The organism is Leifsonia sp. McL0607 (assembly GCF_049993355.1).
Classification (GTDB): Bacteria; Actinomycetota; Actinomycetes; order Actinomycetales; family Microbacteriaceae; genus Leifsonia.
The window spans coordinates 3368320-3385626 of record NZ_CP188253.1 but is presented as its reverse complement, the minus strand read 5'-3'; the positions used below and the strand labels follow the sequence as shown (position 1 = coordinate 3385626).

At 69.6% G+C, this 17307-nt stretch carries 10 protein-coding genes and 1 pseudogene; 7 read left to right on the top strand and 4 right to left on the bottom strand.

Going from position 1 to position 17307, the window contains the following annotated elements; translation table 11 throughout:
* Positions 1 to 100 precede the first annotated feature (100 nt).
* Complete coding sequence (locus tag ACPPVW_RS16370) at positions 101 to 1516, bottom strand: aspartate aminotransferase family protein (RefSeq protein ID WP_426624128.1); 1416 nt, start codon at positions 1514 to 1516, stop codon at positions 101 to 103.
* Positions 1517 to 1518: 2 nt separating this feature from the next.
* On the bottom strand, positions 1519 to 2001 hold the full coding sequence (locus tag ACPPVW_RS16365; RefSeq protein WP_208039325.1) for an Lrp/AsnC family transcriptional regulator: 483 nt from the start codon (positions 1999 to 2001) through the stop codon (positions 1519 to 1521).
* Positions 2002 to 2090: 89 nt separating this feature from the next.
* On the opposite strand from ACPPVW_RS16365, the pseudogene ACPPVW_RS16360 reads away from it, so the two are divergent.
* A pseudogene (locus tag ACPPVW_RS16360) lies at positions 2091 to 3561 on the top strand (gamma-aminobutyraldehyde dehydrogenase).
* A gap of 92 nt (positions 3562 to 3653) precedes the next feature.
* Here ACPPVW_RS16360 and ACPPVW_RS16355 read toward each other — a convergent pair.
* Together ACPPVW_RS16355 and ACPPVW_RS16350 are read right to left on the bottom strand one after the other, a co-directional pair.
* On the bottom strand, positions 3654 to 4823 hold the full coding sequence (locus ACPPVW_RS16355; RefSeq protein ID WP_426624127.1) for an acyl-CoA dehydrogenase family protein: 1170 nt from the start codon (positions 4821 to 4823) through the stop codon (positions 3654 to 3656).
* Positions 4820 to 5989, bottom strand: coding sequence for a CaiB/BaiF CoA transferase family protein (locus tag ACPPVW_RS16350; protein ID WP_426624126.1), 1170 nt, complete (start codon positions 5987 to 5989; stop codon positions 4820 to 4822). Before ACPPVW_RS16350 ends, ACPPVW_RS16355 begins: the two co-directional genes overlap by 4 nt.
* A 90-nt stretch (positions 5990 to 6079) precedes the next feature.
* On the opposite strand from ACPPVW_RS16350, the gene ACPPVW_RS16345 reads away from it, so the two are divergent.
* From ACPPVW_RS16345 to ACPPVW_RS16320, 6 genes are all read left to right on the top strand, one after another.
* The gene (locus tag ACPPVW_RS16345) at positions 6080 to 6865 is read left to right on the top strand and encodes a FadR/GntR family transcriptional regulator (RefSeq protein WP_426624125.1); all 786 of its coding nucleotides are present in this window, start codon (positions 6080 to 6082) and stop codon (positions 6863 to 6865) included.
* Positions 6858 to 7613, top strand: coding sequence for a cache domain-containing protein (locus ACPPVW_RS16340; protein ID WP_426624124.1), 756 nt, complete (start codon positions 6858 to 6860; stop codon positions 7611 to 7613). Before ACPPVW_RS16345 ends, ACPPVW_RS16340 begins: the two co-directional genes overlap by 8 nt.
* Positions 7614 to 7696: 83 nt before the next feature.
* Complete coding sequence (locus ACPPVW_RS16335) at positions 7697 to 8950, top strand: FHA domain-containing protein (protein ID WP_426624123.1); 1254 nt, start codon at positions 7697 to 7699, stop codon at positions 8948 to 8950.
* Positions 8947 to 9783, top strand: a complete 837-nt coding sequence (locus tag ACPPVW_RS16330; protein WP_426624122.1) for a PP2C family protein-serine/threonine phosphatase — start codon at positions 8947 to 8949, stop codon at positions 9781 to 9783. The genes ACPPVW_RS16335 and ACPPVW_RS16330 overlap by 4 nt, the downstream gene beginning before the upstream one ends.
* Before the next feature lie 181 nt (positions 9784 to 9964).
* Positions 9965 to 11395 carry a serine/threonine-protein kinase gene (locus ACPPVW_RS16325; RefSeq protein ID WP_426624121.1) on the top strand — a complete coding sequence of 477 codons (1431 nt, stop codon included), beginning with the start codon at positions 9965 to 9967 and terminating at the stop codon, positions 11393 to 11395.
* The gene (locus tag ACPPVW_RS16320; protein WP_426624120.1) at positions 11392 to 17304 is read left to right on the top strand and encodes an Ig-like domain-containing protein; all 5913 of its coding nucleotides are present in this window, start codon (positions 11392 to 11394) and stop codon (positions 17302 to 17304) included. Before ACPPVW_RS16325 ends, ACPPVW_RS16320 begins: the two co-directional genes overlap by 4 nt.
* Positions 17305 to 17307 lie beyond the last annotated feature (3 nt).

The following is a 17307-nucleotide window of genomic DNA, read 5'->3' as shown; positions in this document are numbered from 1 at the left end:
CCTCGCCGACGCTCGCACCGAGCACCGAGCACCGAGCACAGAGCACCGAGTCCACACGTCGCGCAGTGCTGCGGCGCGCGGACTCGGGCTGTGAGGTCCCTTACAGGTGGTTGGTCGCCTCGGTGAGCACCGACTCCAGGATCTGCCGGATCTCGACGAACTCGTCCGGGCCGATCGTGAGCGGCGGGGCCAGCTGCACGACGGGGTCGCCGCGGTCGTCGGCGCGGCAGTACAGGCCGGCGTCGAAGAGCGCCTTGGAGAGGAAGCCGCGCAGGAGGCGCTCCGACTCGTCGTCGTCGAAGGTCTCCTTGGTCGACTTGTCCTTCACCAGCTCGATGCCGAAGAAGTAGCCGTCGCCGCGGACATCGCCGACGATCGGGAGGGCGAGGAGCTTCTCGAGTTCGGCCCGGAACAGCGGCGAGTTCTCGCGGACGCGCTCGTTGAGTCTCTCCTCCTCGAAGATGTCGAGGTTCTCCAGGGCGACAGCCGCGGACACCGGGTGACCGCCGAACGTGTAGCCGTGGTAGAAGGATGTGTTGCCGTGTTTGAAGGGCTCGTAGATCTTGTCGCTGATGATCGTCGCGCCGATGGGGGAGTACCCGGAGGTCATCGCCTTGGCGCAGGTGATCATGTCGGGCACGTAGCCGTACTGGTCGCAGGCGAACATGTGGCCGATGCGGCCGAAGGCGCAGATGACCTCGTCGCTGACCAGTAGCACGTCGTACTTGTCGCAGATCTCGCGCACGCGCTGGAAGTAGCCGGGAGGCGGCGGGAAGCAGCCGCCCGAGTTCTGCACCGGCTCGAGGAAGATCGCGGCGACGGTCTCCGGACCTTCGAACTGGATCATCTCCTCGATGCGGTTGGCCGCCCAGACACCGAACGCCTCGATGTCGTCGGTGGGCGCGCCCATCTCGCCCGCCCGGTAGAAGTTCGTGTTCGGCACGCGGAAGCCTCCGGGCGTCAGCGGCTCGAACATCTCCTTCATGGCCGGGATGCCCGTGATCGCGAGCGCGCCCTGCGGGGTGCCGTGGTAGGCCACCGAGCGCGAGAGCACCTTGTGCTTGGTCGGGCGGCCCTGCAGCTTCCAGTAGTACTTGGCCAGCTTGAACGCCGTCTCGACGGCCTCGCCGCCGCCGGTGGAGAAGAAGACGCGGTTGAGGTCGCCCGGCGCGTAGTGGGCGAGGCGGTCGGCGAGCTCGATCGCATTGGGGTGGGCGTACGACCAGATCGGGAAGAACGCGAGCTGCTCGGCCTGCTTCGCCGCGACCTCGGCGAGACGCTTGCGACCGTGGCCGGCGTTCACCACGAACAGACCGGAGAGGCCGTCGATGTACCGCTTGCCGTGGTCGTCCCAGATGTGATGGCCCTCGCCGCGCGTGATGATGGGCACACCGAGGCCCTCCTCCATCACCGACTGGCGTGCGAAGTGCATCCAAAGGTGATCGCGCGCTTTGGCCTGCAGGTCCGCCTCATCGGGTGTGATGGGCTCGCCGAACGTTTCAACGGTTGTCGTCATGGTTATCGCGTTCCCCAGTTGTAGAACTGTTTGTGGAGTTTGAGGTACACGAACGTCTCGGTGGAGAGCACTCCTTCGAGAGTCCGGATCTCGGAGTTGAGCATCGTGATGAGGTCGAGGTCGTTCTCGCACACGACTTCGGCGAGGATGTCGTACGTCCCCGCCGTGAGGACGACGTAGTCGACGGCGGGCATCGCTGCGAGCTTGTCCGCGATCACCAGGGTGTCCCCGGTGACGCGCACGCCGATCATCGCTTGGCGGTAGAAGCCCAGCTGCATCGGGTCGGTCACGGCCACGATCTGCATCACACCCGACTCGGTCAGCTTCTGCACGCGCTGGCGCACCGCTGCCTCACTGAGACCGACGGCCTTGCCGATCTCCGCGTATGACTTGCGGCCGTCCACCTGCAGCTGCTCGATGATCGCCTTGGAGACGTCGTCGATGACCGCAGCCTTCGTGCCGTTCGTTGCCCGAGGGGTACTCATGGAGCGATTCTGTCAGTGGCAAAGCTGTCTAGCAAGCGAATCCGCACATTCCTGCCCGATTCACCGACGAAATCAGTAGACTCCCCGGCATGAGTTCACCGACGAGCACAACGCCTCCTGACGCAACGACGACCCCCGGACTGAAGAACTTCGTGAACGGCGCGCGCACCGACGCGCGTGGCGGCGGGAGCATCGCCCTGATCGACCCTGCGACCGAGGATGTGTACGCGACAGCGCCGCTGTCCACATCGGAGGACGTCGCAGACGCGTACCGCGCGGCGCAGGCGGCGTTCGAGGTCTGGGGCAACACGACGCCGGCCGAACGCCAGCTCGCGCTGTTCCGCATCGCCGACGCGATGGAGGAGCGCCGAGGAGTTCGCGGACGCCGAGTCGAAGGACACCGGCAAGCCGCGCGCCACGCTCGTGGAGGATGAGATCCTGCTGTCGGTCGACCAGATCCGCTTCTTCGCCGGCTCCGCCCGCAACCTGGAGGGCCGGTCGGCCGCCGAGTACCTGCCCGACCACACCTCCTTCATCCGTCGCGAGCCGATCGGCGTGGTCGGCCAGGTGACGCCGTGGAACTACCCGCTGAACATGGCGGTGTGGAAGTTCGCACCGGCGCTGGCCGCAGGCAACACGACGGTGCTGAAGCCGTCGGAGACCACCCCGCTCTCGACGCTCCTGCTGGCCGAGGTCGCCAGCGAGTTCCTCCCGGACGGCGTGCTGAACGTGGTACTCGGCGACCGGACCACGGGCGCGGCGATGATCGATCACCCGACCCCGCAGCTGGTGTCGATCACCGGGTCGGTGCGGGCCGGCATGGAGGTCGCCAGGGCGGCCTCCATCGACCTCAGGCGCGTGCACCTCGAGCTCGGTGGCAAAGCCCCCGTCATCGTCTTCGACGACGCCGACATCCAGAAGGCGGTCGAGGGCATCGTGGCCGCCGGCTACTTCAACGCCGGTCAGGACTGCACCGCCGCCACCCGCCTCCTGGTGCAGGAGGGCGTGCACGACGAGTTCGTCGCGGCGCTGGCGCAGTACGCGCGCGCCAACGCCCGCACGGGTGCCCCGCGCGAGGACGGCGTCCCCTACGGTCCGCTCAACAACGCCAACCAGCTGGCCCAGGTGAGCGGTTTCGTGGACCGGCTGCCCGACCATGCCAACGTCGAGCTGGGCGGTCGGCGCCAGGGGGACCGCGGCTACTTCTGGGAGGCGACGATCGTCTCGGGCCTCCGCCAGGGCGACGAGGCGGTGCAGAACGAGATCTTCGGGCTGGTGCAGACGGTGCAGAAGTTCACTGACGAGGCGGAGGCCCTCCGCTGGGCCAACGGCGTGCAATACGGCCTCGCGTCGTCGGTCTGGACGAGGGATCACGGCAGGGCGATGCGCTTCGCCAAGGGTCTGGACTTCGGCTGCGTGTGGATCAACACGCACATCCCGATCGTGGCCGAGATGCCGCACGGCGGATTCAAGCACTCCGGCTATGGCAAGGATCTGTCGATGTACGGGTTCGAGGACTACACGCGCATCAAGCACGTGATGTCGTACATCGGGGAGTGAACGAGTTGGCAGGACACGCTGTGCGGCCCTCCGGTCGCACGGCGTGTCCTGCCAGTTCGATGCAGCTGGTCAGGACTCGCGGCGTGCGCTCATCAGAACGCCGCCATCCCGGTCAGGGCGCGCCCGAGCACGAGCGTGTGGATCTCGTCCGTGCCCTCGTAGGTGCGCACCGACTCCAGGTTGGCCATGTGCCGCATCACCGGGAAGGCGTCCGTGATGCCGTCGCCGCCGAGGATGGTGCGGGCCTCCCGGGCGATCGCGAGCGCCTCCCGCACGTTGTTGAGCTTGCCCACGCTGATCTGGGTGGGGGTGAGCCGGCCGGCCTCCTTGAGCCGGCCGAGGTGCACAGCGAGCAGCATGCCCTTCTCGTACTCCACCAGCATGTCCGCCAGCTTCTGCTGGATCAGCTGCGTCGCACCGATCGGACGGCCGAGGACCTCCCGGGTGGTCGCACGCTCGATGGACACCTCCAGGCACGACCGGGCGGCGCCCATCGCACCCCAGACGATGCCGTAGCGCGCTTCGTCGAGGCACGAGAACGGACCGGACAGACCACGGGCGCCCGGCAGCATCGCCGTGGCGGGGACCCGCACATCGTCGAGGAGGATGTCGCACTGCACCGACGCGCGCATCGACAGCTTGCCGTCGATCGGCGTCGCGATGAACCCCGGAGTCGTCGTCGGGACCACGAAGCCACGCACCCCTTCGTCGGCCGCCGCCCAGACCACGGCGACGTCGGCGAGCGACGCGAGGCCGATCCAGCGCTTGACGCCGGTGATCACCCAGTCGTCGCCCTCGCGTCGGGCATGGGTCGTCATCGCGGCCGGGTCGCTGCCGCCCTGCGGCTCGGTGAGCGCGAAGCAGCCGATGCGCTCGCCGCGGGCCATCGGCGCGAGCCACTCGGACTTCTGCTCGTCGGAGCCGAACTTGGAGATCGCGCTCATGGCGAGCGAGCCCTGCACGGAGACGAAGGTGCGCCAGCCGCTGTCCACGGCCTCCAGCTCATGGCAGACCAGGCCGTAGGCGACCGCGCCGGCGCCCGCGCAGCCGGGGTCATTCAGGTGCATGCCGAGGACGCCGAGGGCGCCCAGCTCGCCGACGAGCTCCGCCCGGAAGTGCTTGTCCTCGAAGTCCTGGGCGATGACCGGTGCGATGCGCTCGACGGCGAAGTGCCGGGCCTCGTCGCGCCAGCGCAGCTCCTCGGCGGTGAGGAGGTGATCGATGCTGAACGCGTCGTCGAGGGCGGAGGAGGCGGTGGTCATGGAGCGGTCCTTTCGGTGCGGGCGGAGACGGCGTCCGCCCACGTGGGATGGTGCTCGCCGAGGAGGGGCGGCGGCGAGCGGTGCACGGCGGGCGCCGTGTCGAGGTGGATGGGGGTCGCGGGCTGGTGCGAGGTGCGTCCGGTCGCCGGGTCGACGGTCGTCACGACCGGGTCGAGGCCGAGGGAGGTCGCGAACTCGAAGGCCTCCGCGACGCTGTTGACCAGGCCGGAAGGAACGCGCGCCGCCCCGAGGTCTGCGACCCAGTCGGCCGCATCGCGCCGGCCGAGAGCCGGCTCCACGATCGCGCGGAGCTCGTGACGGTTGCGCACCCGCTCCTCGTTGGTCGCGAACCGGGGGTCCGCTGAAAGCTCGTGGAGGCCGAGCGCGCCGGCGAAGGCCGCGAACTGACGGTCGTTGCCGACGGCCACGACCAGCTCGCGGTCGGCCGCGCGGAAGAGCTCGTACGGCGCGATGCTCGGGTGCGCGTTGCCGAGGCGACAGGGTGAGTCGCCCGTGGCGAGTGTGCTCGACGCCTGGTTGGTCAGGGCGGCGAGCAGGGAGCCCAGGAGGTCGACGTCGACCCGCGATCCCCGCCCGGTACGGTCGCGCTCGCGCAGCGCGAGCAGGATGCCGGCGAGCGCGTTCTGACCGGTGAGCACGTCGACGAGTGCGACGCCTACCTTGCTGGGCTCGCCGTCGGCGGGTCCGGTGATGCTCATGAGGCCGCCGACGGCCTGGACGAGGAGGTCGTAGCCGGGGAGGGGCGCGCCGGCCGCGCGCCCGAAGCCGGTGATCGAGCAGTAGATCAGTCCGGGAGCGGCCGCACGAAGGCTCTGTTCGTCGAGACCGAACCGCTCCATGACACCCGGTCGGAAGTTCTCGACGACGACGTCGGCCGTCTCGGCGAGCGCGCGGGCGGCAGCGAGGCCCTCCGCAGTGGTCAGATCGCACACGACCGAGCGCTTGTTGCGGTTGACCGCCCCGAAGTAGGTGGACTCGCCCGCCTCGTTGACCGGAGGCCGCCACGCTCGGGTGTCGTCGCCGGTGGGGCTCTCGATCTTGATGACGTCGGCGCCGAAGTCGGCGAGCATCATCGTGGCGTAGGGTCCGGCCAGCACGCGCGAGAAGTCGGCGACGCGCACTCCGGACAGGACACCGTCGGTCATGGTTCGCTCGCTCCTTCGCTCGGACGGCTGTCACTGCGCCGCGTCGAATTCATCCTATAGCGAATGATTAGGGCGGGATATCGTGGTGGGGTGACCACCTCCACCCGCGATGCTGCCCCAACAGTGCGGCCGGCGCCAGGGGCGCGCGACGCCGTGTTCGCTCAGCTCTCCGACGCGGGACGCGCGGAGCAGGTCGCACGCCGGCTCGCCGACGCGATCCTGCTGGGCCTGCTCGCACCGGGTGAGCGCCTGCCCAGCGAAGCCGACCTGGCGAAGCGGTTCGGCGTCGCTCTCGTCACCGCGCGGGAGGGCCTCGGGATGCTGCGCGAGGCCGGTCTCGTCGAGACGCGCCGCGGCCGCGATGGCGGCAGCTTCGTCGTCCACCCCGGCGATGCCGACGAGACGATGCTGGCGACGCGGCTCCGCGGCTTCTCGCAGGTCGAGCTCAGCGACCTCACCGTCTACGTGACCGCGATCGCGGCGGGATGCGCCGACCGGGCTGCCGAGCGCTCGACGCCGGCCGACGACGCACGGCTGGCGGCCTGGCTCGCCGCTACGGACTTCACCGAGCCGGCGGAGGCGCGGCGGAGCGCGGGAGGTTTCCTGCTCGAAGTGGCGGTGCTGAGCCAGTCGACGCGCCTGGTGCGCGAGCAGATCCGGCTGCAGGCCGAGTTCGGCCCGTTGCTGTGGCTCGGCATGCGCGAGGCCGCCCTGCGGGAGGGAACGGCCGAATCGGTGCAGACCATCGCGAGCGCCGTCGCCGCGAGCGATGCGGCAGGCGCACGGGCCGAGGTCACCGCGCTGCTGGGTCGCGTTGCGCGTTGGCTGCTGTCCGCGAAAGCGCGGATCGAGACGGGAGGGACGATCGGTGGCTGAGACCGTCGTCACGACGCCGGGGGCCGACACCACATGCGTCGACGCCGCGGCCGAACGCGTGAGCGCCCTGTTCGGACGCCTGCACGAGCGGCTCGCCGGCTGGCGGGACGCGATCCTGGCCGACCAGGGTGCCGACGGAATGCCCGCTGCCGCCCTGGACGACCGCGTCGAGCGGTTGGTGGTCCCCGCGCTCGGCGAAGACGACCCCGTGCTCGTCGGCGCCGGGTTCGTCGCCGCTCCGGAGTTCACGGGAGGCGACGACCTCCACTTCGCCTGGTGGCTCGGGCGGCTGGAGGAGAACCCGCTCACGGGCGCGACGACCGAGCCGAGCAGGCTCGATCTGGCCTCCCGGTCGTACTCGGACTATCTGCGCGACTTCCGGTCGCTGGAGTGGTACAGCATCCCGCGGTCGACCCACCGCACTCACATCACCGGGCCGTACGTCGACCACCTCTGCGCGTGCGACTACATCGTCACCGTGACCTCGCCGGTCGAGGGCGACGGGCGGATGCTCGGAGTCGTCGGCGTGGACGTGTACGTCCGGCGTCTCGAGCGCGAACTGCTGCCCGCGATGCTGGCCATCGGCCGACCGGTCATCCTGGTCAACGAATGGGGGCGGGTGATGGTGTCGACCGACCCGTCGGTCCTCGTTGGCTCTCTGGCGGAGGCCGGCACAGGGGCACGGGAGGACTCGGTCCGCTGCGTCGGCACTCCCTTCCGGCTGGTCGCGACGGAGCAGGCCAGCTGAGTCGGCGGCTACACTCGTCCCGTACGTCACGTCCTACATCGGGGAACAGCCCCCGGTCCGTCGCAGACCAGGAGGAACCCGAAGTGGCTCCCGGCTTCACGCGGTACGCCCCGACCGCAGGCCCCTCGCGCTGGCTGCTGATCGCCGGCCGGCGCTTCGTGGCGTGCGTCGAGAGCACGGCCGCCGACGGCATCGTCGACGCGGTGTGGTGGCTGGCCGACTCCGACCTGGCGACGATCGAGTCGGTGGTCGGTGCGTTCCCATTGGCCGGTCCGGACAGCGTGCGCTCGTTCGCCGTCGCAGAGCTCGGCGAGCCGAATGCGCAGGGCGAGATCGTCGTGACCGCGGTAGTCCGCGGGTCGGCGGCCCTCGACGTCTTCTCGGTCGGCGGCGCGAGGCGTTTCGGCTCGGGCGGAGTGCAGCCCTGGGTTCTCGCGGAGTTCCGCAACGTCACCGGTCTCGCGCTCGGGGGCGACGATCTGCCGACAGGTCCGGTCGCCCGGCTCGCCGTCGGCTCCCTGCCGATCGGCCTGGGCGTAGTGGACGGTGAGCTGCTGACCTGGTCGAGCACCCCCATCGAGCGGGTCGAGCGCGCCGCCGAGCCCGCCGAGCCGCTCCGCGCGGGAGGCTCGGCCGGGACCGGAGGAAGCGTCGACGAGACGATCATCCGCGACCGACCCCGCAGCTCCAGCCTGTTCTCCCGCGACGATGGCCCGGCGGAGCTCGCCGAGTCGCCCGAGGCGGAGCCGGTGGTCCAACGGGTTCCCGTCGCGCACGAGCTGGCCGGCGCCATCGACATCGAGGAACCGGGAACGGCGACCGAGCAGCCGGGCTGGGCTGCAACGCGCGACACGCCCGGTACGCGCACCGACGGCGTGGTGCCCGTCGCGAAGTGGGGCGTCGAGGTGCCGGAGGCCCTGCCGACCTCGCAACGCTTCGGGGTGCGGATCGGACCGGGGGACAGCATCGACCTCGACAGGCCGATCCTGGTGGGCCGCAGGCCCACGCAGCCCCGCGTGGACTCTGGGGCACTGCCACGCCTGGTCTCGGTGTCCTCGCCCGAGCAGGAGGTGTCGTCGACACACGTCCGCATCGAGCAGTCGGGGGACGCCGTGGTCGTGACCGACCTCCGTTCGACCAACGGGACGGTCGTCGTGCGACCCGGCGGCGCCTCGTACCGATTGCGGCCGGGCGAGTCCACAGTGGTGCTCCCGGGCAGCGTTGTGCAGATCGGCGACGGTAATATCATCGAGATCACCACCGTCTTGGCCGACGGCCCGCAGGGTGCACCCCAGCCGGCGTCGGGGGCGGACCGTCGAGAAGAAGGACGCGAGTGACCCAGATCGGTCGCACCAACCGTCGCCACACCGTGGTGGTCCCGGGCGGTGCCGATACGCGCATCAGCCTCGGCTGGGCGGCGCTCAGCGACACCGGCTACCGACGTAGCGTCAACGAGGACAGCCTGCTCGCCCGGTCGCCGATCTTCGCGGTCGCCGACGGTATGGGAGGCCACACGGCCGGAGACTTCGCCAGCACCGCCGTGGTGACGCGGCTGGCCGAGAAGGTCCGTACCGACTTCGTGACCGAGTCGTCGCTGACCGACGCGCTGCGCGATGCCGTCGGCGACATGACCCGCGGCGTCGGCCAGACCGATCTCGGCACGGGCACGACAGTGACGGGTATCGCCCTCACGCTGGTCGAGGGCGCGCCCTACTGGCTCGTGTTCAACATCGGGGACTCGCGCGTCTACAACTTCCGCGACGGCACGCTGGAGCAGCTGACCGTCGACCACTCGATCGTGCAGGAGTTGCTCGATGCCGGTGCGATCACGCCGGAGGAGGCGGAGGTCCACCCGCACAGCAACGTGATCACACGCGCCGTCGGGTTCAACGAGGACCCAGTGCCGGACTGCTTCCTCCTCCCGATCGTCGCGGGCTCCCGGCTGCTGGTCTGCTCCGACGGCCTAACGAAGGAGCTCACCGAGCACGGGATCCGCTACTTCCTCGGCGAAGGCCGCACGCCGCTTGACGCCGCGCAACAGCTGATGGATGCGGCCCTCGGCAACGGAGGCCGCGACAACGTCACCGTCGTCGTCGTCGATGTGCTGGCGACGCCGGAGAGCGGCGTGCACCGTGACGGTTTTCCGCGGCGGGCGGCGCGGCGGCACTGACCGGGCCTGCCTCGACACTCCTCCACCGACGCGACGGCGCGCCGTTGTGCCCCCCGAGTTGGGGGTAATCGAGTTGTCCCCAGTGCGGGTGCCGGCTCCCTGAGCGTGTCCGCCTGCTGCCTACAATTGGGAAACGCCTTCGCCGCCGCGATCGCGTACGGCCGACGACGGGAGGAGCTGTTTGGCTCGGCGCTTGCCTTCACAGCCGCCGAACCTGCCTGGCTTCTCCTACGTCAGGGTGCTCGGTTCGGGTGGCTTCGCCGACGTGTTCCTCTACGAGCAGAACATGCCGCGCCGTCAGGTCGCGGTCAAGGTCATGCTCGCCGAGGTCGTGACCAGCCAGGTCAAGCAGATGTTCCAGGCCGAGGCCAACCTCATGGCGCAGCTCAGCACGCACCCGTCGATCCTTACGGTCTATCAGGCGAGCGTCTCGGCCGACGGCCGTCCGTATCTCGTCATGGAGCTCTGCTCGTCGGCTATCGGGCAGCGCTACCGCTCCGACCCCCTGCCGGTGCCCGAGGTGCTGAGCATCGCCGTCCGCATCGCGAGCGCGGTCGAGACGGCCCACCGCGCGGGTGTGCTCCATCGCGACATCAAACCGTCGAACATCCTCACCACCGCGTACGGCCATCCCGTGCTGAGCGACTTCGGCATCGCCGCGACGCTGAGCGAGGCCGATGCGACCGAGACGATCGGGCTGTCGATCCCGTGGTCGGCCCCCGAGGTCCTGCTCAACGAGACGAGCGGAACCATCGCGAGCGAGGTCTGGTCGATCGGCGCGACGATCTACTCGCTGCTGGCCGGCCGTTCGCCGTTCGAGCAGCCGGGCAAAGAGAACACGTCCGCCGAACTCATCCAGCGCATCACCAAGGGCCGTCCACAGCCCATCGGGCGTGCGGACGCGCCGCCCCGGCTAGAGCAGATCGTGATGCGCTCGATGTCGCGAAAGCCATCGGCGCGTCAGCGCAGCGTGCTCGAACTGATCCGCGAACTGCAGTCGGTAGAGGCCGAGCTGGGTCTGCCGCAGACGCCCATCGAGGTCGCGATGGACGACTGGGCGCTCGCCACGGCCGACGATCCGGAGGAGCGCACCCGGGTCAAGGGAGTGGTCGCCGTCGATCCCGGTTCGCTGCGCCGGCGTCGCCGGGCTCCCTCCACCGCGGCCACGACCACCCGCGCGCCGACGCGCACGATGGTGCGGGAGAGCATCGGCAGCACGCCGCCATCGCCGCAGGCGCCGCCGTCCCGGATCTCGAGGGCACTGATCGTCTCGCTGGTCGTGTGCGCGCTGCTGGTGGTCGTGCTCGCGGTGACCGCGACGGTGGTGCTGGTGCGTGCCGGCGCGTCGAACGACATCCCGACCGTGCGCGACCTCAGCGGCCGTGTGTCGGAGGGCACCATCGTCTTCACCTGGAGCGATCCGGGCATCGCGAGCAGTGACAGCTATCAGGTCACCGTCGACGATCAGCCGCCGAGCAGCCAGCGTGCGACCGAGTTCCGCGTCGACGCCAAGCCCGGCCAGACGGTGTGCGTCACCGTCACGGTGAACCGCGACGGCAAGACGGGATCGCCGAGCGGGCAGAAGTGCGTGCAAAGGACCGCCTCGCCATGATCCGGTCGTGGCTGCTCGCCCACAAGTCGATCGCCGCGACGGCGCTCAGCGGAACAGTTGTCGCCGCCCTGGTGACGACGCTCGCCGTGGTCTCGGGCGGCTACAGCGCGCAGCACCTCCAGCTCAACGACGCCGCGGTGTGGGTGGCCAGCGACGCGAAGAAGGCGCTGGGCCGCGCGAACACCCAGATCGACTCCCTGAACTCGATCGTCACCGGCACCGGAGAAGCGCTCGATGTCGTGCAGGACGGCGAGAACGTGCTGCTGCTCGACAAGGAGGCCAACACCGCGGCGGTGGTCGACCCGGCGACGGCCGAGGCGGGCAAGTCGGTGGCGCTCCCGCCGCGCTCGCCGCAGGTGGCGGTCTCAGGCAACCATGTCGCGATGCTGTCCCAGACGACCGGCCAGCTGTGGTTGACATCGATCGACCAGCTCGAGCAGTTCAACTCCGGGTCGGCCGCGACGATGGACCTGGGCGGGCGCTCCGTCGCGGCGATGGACCCGTCCGGCGTGCTGTTCGTCTACCAGCCGGTCGCGCGCAACATGGTGCGCATCGACCTCGGCGGCGAGCAGCCGGCGAGCTCGACAGAGAAGGTGGCCTCCCGCGGCGATGGCACGCACGTCCAGGTCACCTCGGCGGGCGGGCGGTGGGTGCTCTTCGACCCGGACCAGAAGACGCTGTGGACCTCCGACGGCGCCGTGAGCCTGTCCGGGGTCCTCGGTGACGACACGGACGCGATGCTGCAGGCGCCGTCCTCCGACGGCTCGGCGGTCTGGATCGCGACATCGTCCGGACTCGTCCGCGTCCCGCTCGACGGCACTGCTCCGGTGCGGTTGCTCGGCGCCGTGTCGGGCGCGCCGGCCGCCCCGGTCGCGGTCGCGGGCTGCGTCTACGCGGCGTGGGACTCGGGCGCGGCCTGGCGCAGCTGCACCTCGTCCGCGGTGGGAACCCGGAGCACGCTGAGTCAGGTGCCGGCGAATGCGGTGCTGTCGTTCCGCGTGAACCGCGACCGCGTCGTGCTGAACGACACGCGCTCCGGTATCTCGTGGGCCGTGCAGTCGGGCAACGCGCGGATCGACAACTGGGACGAGCTGGTCTCCAAGAAGACGACTCAGGAGCTCGTGGACCAGTCCAAGCAGGACACGACTCCGCAATATGAGAAGCAGGAGCTGCCACCGGTCGCTGTCGACGAGCAGTTCGGCGCGCGGCCGGGACGCGTTTCGCCGCTCCCCGTGCTGCTCAACGACTACGATCCGAACGGCGACGTCCTGACGATCGACTCGTTCACCGCCATCCCCGCCGATCAGGGGACGATCCAGCTGACGAACTCGGACCAACAGCTGCAGATCGCGCTTCCAGCGACCGCCAGCGGGTCCATCGAATTCGACTACACGATCTCCGATGGCCGGGGCGGAACGGCGACGGCGCACGTGAACGTGACGGTGCGCACTCCGTCCGAGAACACGCCGCCCGTGTGCGTGCGCACAGCCAAAGCGGTCGTCCAGGCGGGAGGGCGAGTCACCACCTCGGTGCTCGGCGACTGCTACGACCCCGACGGCGACTCCTTCTACCTCTCCGGTGCCACGGTTCCTGCCCCCAACACCGTGACGTTCACGCCGCAGGGCCAGGTCGCCTACTCCGACCACGGTACGGGAAGCGGCCTCAACGACGTCGCACTGGTGCTCTCCGACGGCCTCGCCGAGGGAACGGGACAGCTGGCCGTCACCGTCCAGCCACCAGGCCAGGTGCCGATCATCGCCGACCCCTTCGCCGTGGTGACCAACCAGGGTCAGGAGACGACGGTCCGTCCGCTCGACCACGTGCGCGGCGGCAACGCCGTCGTCCGACTCAGCACGGTTCCGACCAAAGCCGACGCCACGATCACCCCTGACTACCAGGGCGGCACATTCCGGTTCGAATCCGACCAGGCCGGCACGCACAACATCGAGTACTCGGTCACCGACGGCGTCATCACGACGACCGGGACCGTCCGCGTCGAGGTGAAGGCGCCTCCCGGTGCGAAGACGGTGCCGATCGCCGTTCCGCACACGGCGTTCGTCCGCGAGCAGTCGACTCAAGACGTCGACGTGCTGTCGACCGACATCGACCCGTCAGGAGGTGTCCTCCTCGTGACCGGCGTCACCGATCCGCCGACGTCGTCGGGGATCAAGGTGCAGGTCCTCCAGCAGCGCACCCTGCGCGTCTCGCTGACGCGGCCCCTCACCGAGCCTGTCGACTTCCATTACCGGCTGAGCAACGGTCTCGCCGACACCGAGGGAACGGTCACCGTCGTCCAGCTCCCGTCGCTCACCGTGCACCAGCCGCCGATCGCCGCGCCCGACGCGGTCGCGGTGCGCGTGAACGACGTCGTCGACATCCCCGTGTTGGCCAACGACGTGCAGCCCGACGGCGACAAGCTGACCCTCGACCCGACGCTCGCGACGCCCCTGCCCGTCGGCGCTGGTCTGCTCTTCGCCAGCGGAGACCACCTGCGTTACCTCGCGCCGTCCAAGCCGGGCAACTACACCGCTGCGTACCGCGTCTACGGGGCCGACGGGCAGTGGGCGACCGCCGAGGTGAGCATCGCCGTGCGCGAACGCGATGTCGCGACCAACAACCCGCCGGTTCCCAAGACCATCACGGCTCGCGTACTCGCCGGCGACACGGTGCGGATCACCGTCCCGCTGTCCGGCATCGACCCCGATGGCGACTCCGTGCAATTCATCGGCCAGGAGACCAACCCGCAGAAGGGCGCCGTCGTCGCCTCCGGCAGCGACTGGATGGACTTCCAGGCGGGGGAGTACTCGGCGGGAACGGACACGTTCACCTACGCGGTGGTGGATGCGCTCGGCGCGAGGGCAACCGGGACCGTCCGCGTCGGGATCGCGCCGCGCGTCGACGGTGCGCGCAACCCCGTCGCCGTCGAGGACGACGTCACGACGCGCCCGGGGCGGACCCTCAGCGTCCAGGTGCTCGCGAACGACTCCGACCCGGACGGCGGGCCGCTCAGCCTGACCGCGGTGGCCTCGCTCGACGGCAAGGCGAAGGCGAAGATCCAGGGCGACATCGTCGTGGTGACGGCTCCGCAGCATGAGGGCGACTACGGTTTCCTCTACACGATCCAGAACCAGCGTGGAGGCACCAATCAGTCGTTCCTCCGGGTGACTGTCGACAAGAATGCGCCACCGGCACGTCCGGTGGTGACCGACACGGTGCTCGGGCTGTCCGACATTCTGGATCGCGACACCGTCGACGTGAACGCCCTGTCCAACGTGTTCTTCGCCGACGGTCCGGTCTCGTCGTTGAAGCTGTCGATCGTGCCCGGTTACGGGAACACCGCCCACGTGACCTCGGACAAGCGCATCCGCGTCACGATCACGGCGAAGAGCCAGATCATCCCGTTCAAGGTCGTCAACCCGGAGGACGAGTCGTACACCGCCTACGGCTTCGTGCGGTTGCCGGGATACGACGACGCCCTCCCGCAGCTCAAGCGCGGCGCCCCGAAGCTCACGACGGTCAGCGAGAAGACACTGACGATCCACCTGAACGACTACATCGTGGCCGTCGGCGGCCGCAAGGTCAAGCTGACCGATGCGGCCACCGTGCGCGCGACCCACGCCAACGGCGACGACCTGGTGGTCAGCTCCGACACCCTGCAGTTCACGTCGTCGAGCCGCTACTTCGGACCGGCGAGCATCTCGTTCCAGGTGACGGACGGCAGCAGCGCCAACGACCCGACTGGCAACGTCGCCACGATCGTCCTCCCGATCGAGGTGACGCCGCGCGAGAACCAGCCGCCGGTCTTCACGGGGGCCCTGATCGACTTCGAGCCGGGGCAGTCGAAGACCGTCGACCTCACCAAGCTCACGAGCTACCCCTACGCGAAGGACCAGTCCGAGCTCCAGTACTCCATCCAGAACCCCCGGCCGGACGGCGTCTCGCTCTCACTGTCAGGTCAGAAGCTCGCCATCTCGGTCGGAGCCGGTATGCAGAAGGGAAGCACGCCGTCGATCTCCATCGGGGTCAAGGACGCCGTGAACGCGGGCCAGGCCGGCCGGATCGACCTGAACATCGTGCCGTCGAACCGCCCGCTGGCGAGCCCCCAACCGGATCGGGTCATCGCGCCGCGCGGGCAGACGACGACCGTCGACGTTCTCGCCAACGACGCGGCGACCAACCCGTTCCCGAACAAGCCGTTGCGCGTCCTCGCCGTCCGCGGCCTCGGCGGAGCGCTGCCCGACGGCGTCTCGATCACGCCGAGCTCCGACAACTCGGTCCTGCAGATCTCGGTCTCGAGCACAGCCGCCGCGGTCGACACCACGCTGCAGTACGAGGTCGCCGACGCGACGAACGACCCCGCTCGGTACACCTGGGGCACGGTGACCGTGTCGGTGCAGGACCGTCCGGCTCCCGTCTCGAACGTGCAGATCTCGGCGATCGGCGACCGCAGCCTGACGCTCAGCTGGACGCCTGGGTCGTTCAACAACTCACCGATCACGGGCTTCGAGGTCACGATGAGCAGCGCGGCCTCCGGCGCGGTGCTGAGCACGACGCAGTGCACCACGACGGTATGTCCGATCACGACGCCGGGCAACGGACGCGACAACGCCGTCCTGTTCGCGGTGCGGGCGCGCAACGCCCTCGGCCTGTCCGATGCGACGAGTTATGCGGAGGCCGCCTGGTCGGACGTCGTGCCGAACGCGCCGACGAACCTCCGTTCCACGCCGCTGGACAACGGTCTGCGGATCACCTGGAACCGGCCCGCGGACGCCCCGGGAGCGAGCCCGATCACCTCCTACCTGGTGACAGTCGGCGGTATCATCAACTCCCTGCAGGTGGTACCCGGCGACGGCGGGACCTATGCGCTCAACGTGACCGACCCCGGCATCGCCAACGGCGCGGCCATCGGGTTCACCGTGGCGAGCCACAACGACTTCTACCAGGGCCGCACGACCTGGAACCAGGCGTCCGGCAGCGGAGTGCCGGCCGGAGCGCCCGTGCTGACCGGCGTCGCACCGGTCGCGACCCCGGATGACACAGACGGGTCCAGTGCCACGCTGACCTGGTCGAACGTGTTCGGCCCGAACGGCAAGGCGATCACCGACTACTACGTCGGCGTCTTCCAGGGGACAGCCCAGCCGGGCTGCAGCGTCACCGGTGTGGAGACGGGCAACCCCGTCCTCCATGTGGACCCGACGTCGTCGACGTTCCTGCACGTGCAGGGCGGCAGCGCGACCTTCACCGGGCTCCGCGCCAACCAGAGCTACAACTTCGTGGTCTATGCCTACAACGGCCAGGGCTGCACGCCGAGCGCCGTCGTCTCGGCGACGCAGCGGCTGGAGCCGGGGCCGGTGCGGAGCGTGACGATCTCCGGGCCGACGCAGAATCTGTCGAACACGTGGGACTTCCAGGCCTCGGTCACGTACCAGAACGGCAGCGGCTCCAGCCCGCTCATCGATTACCAGCTTCTCGACGGCAACGGTGGCGTCGTCGACAGCGGCCAGCTCACCGGCACGAGCGGAATTGTCGCGGGCGCCAACGGCCCGCATTACGGCATGGGCCTCACCCTCAGCATCACTCGGATCTGCGAAACCTATCCCGACGGCTCCCCGCTCTGCACGCCGCAGAACTCCAAGACGCCGATGGGGGTAGCCGTCAGTACGGCCATAGGGGGCGCCCGCTACGACGCGACGACGAGCACGTTCAGCTGGACGAGCTGGCCTACCGGCTCGGGCTACACCCTCGTCACGTACAGCTGCGGCAACGGGCCGGAGGCTCCCATGCCATCGGCCGGTCAGACCGCGACCTGCCAGGCGCCGACCGGCGCCGCGAACCCCACGCTCACAATCACAGTGCTCGTCGGGAGCGACACGTACTCCACGCCGTATCCGGCCTCAGGCATGCAATGAGCG

What these genes read in the sequence shown, in the direction of transcription:
- ACPPVW_RS16370 (WP_426624128.1), bottom strand. Translation starts at nt 1,516, where the DNA reads ATGACGACAACCGTTGAAACGTTCGGCGAGCCCATCACACCCGATGAG.
- ACPPVW_RS16365 (WP_208039325.1), bottom strand. Translation starts at nt 2,001, where the DNA reads ATGAGTACCCCTCGGGCAACGAACGGCACGAAGGCTGCGGTCATCGAC.
- ACPPVW_RS16355 (WP_426624127.1), bottom strand. Translation starts at nt 4,823, where the DNA reads ATGACCACCGCCTCCTCCGCCCTCGACGACGCGTTCAGCATCGATCAC.
- ACPPVW_RS16350 (WP_426624126.1), bottom strand. Translation starts at nt 5,989, where the DNA reads ATGACCGACGGTGTCCTGTCCGGAGTGCGCGTCGCCGACTTCTCGCGC.
- ACPPVW_RS16320 (WP_426624120.1), top strand. Translation starts at nt 11,392, where the DNA reads ATGATCCGGTCGTGGCTGCTCGCCCACAAGTCGATCGCCGCGACGGCG.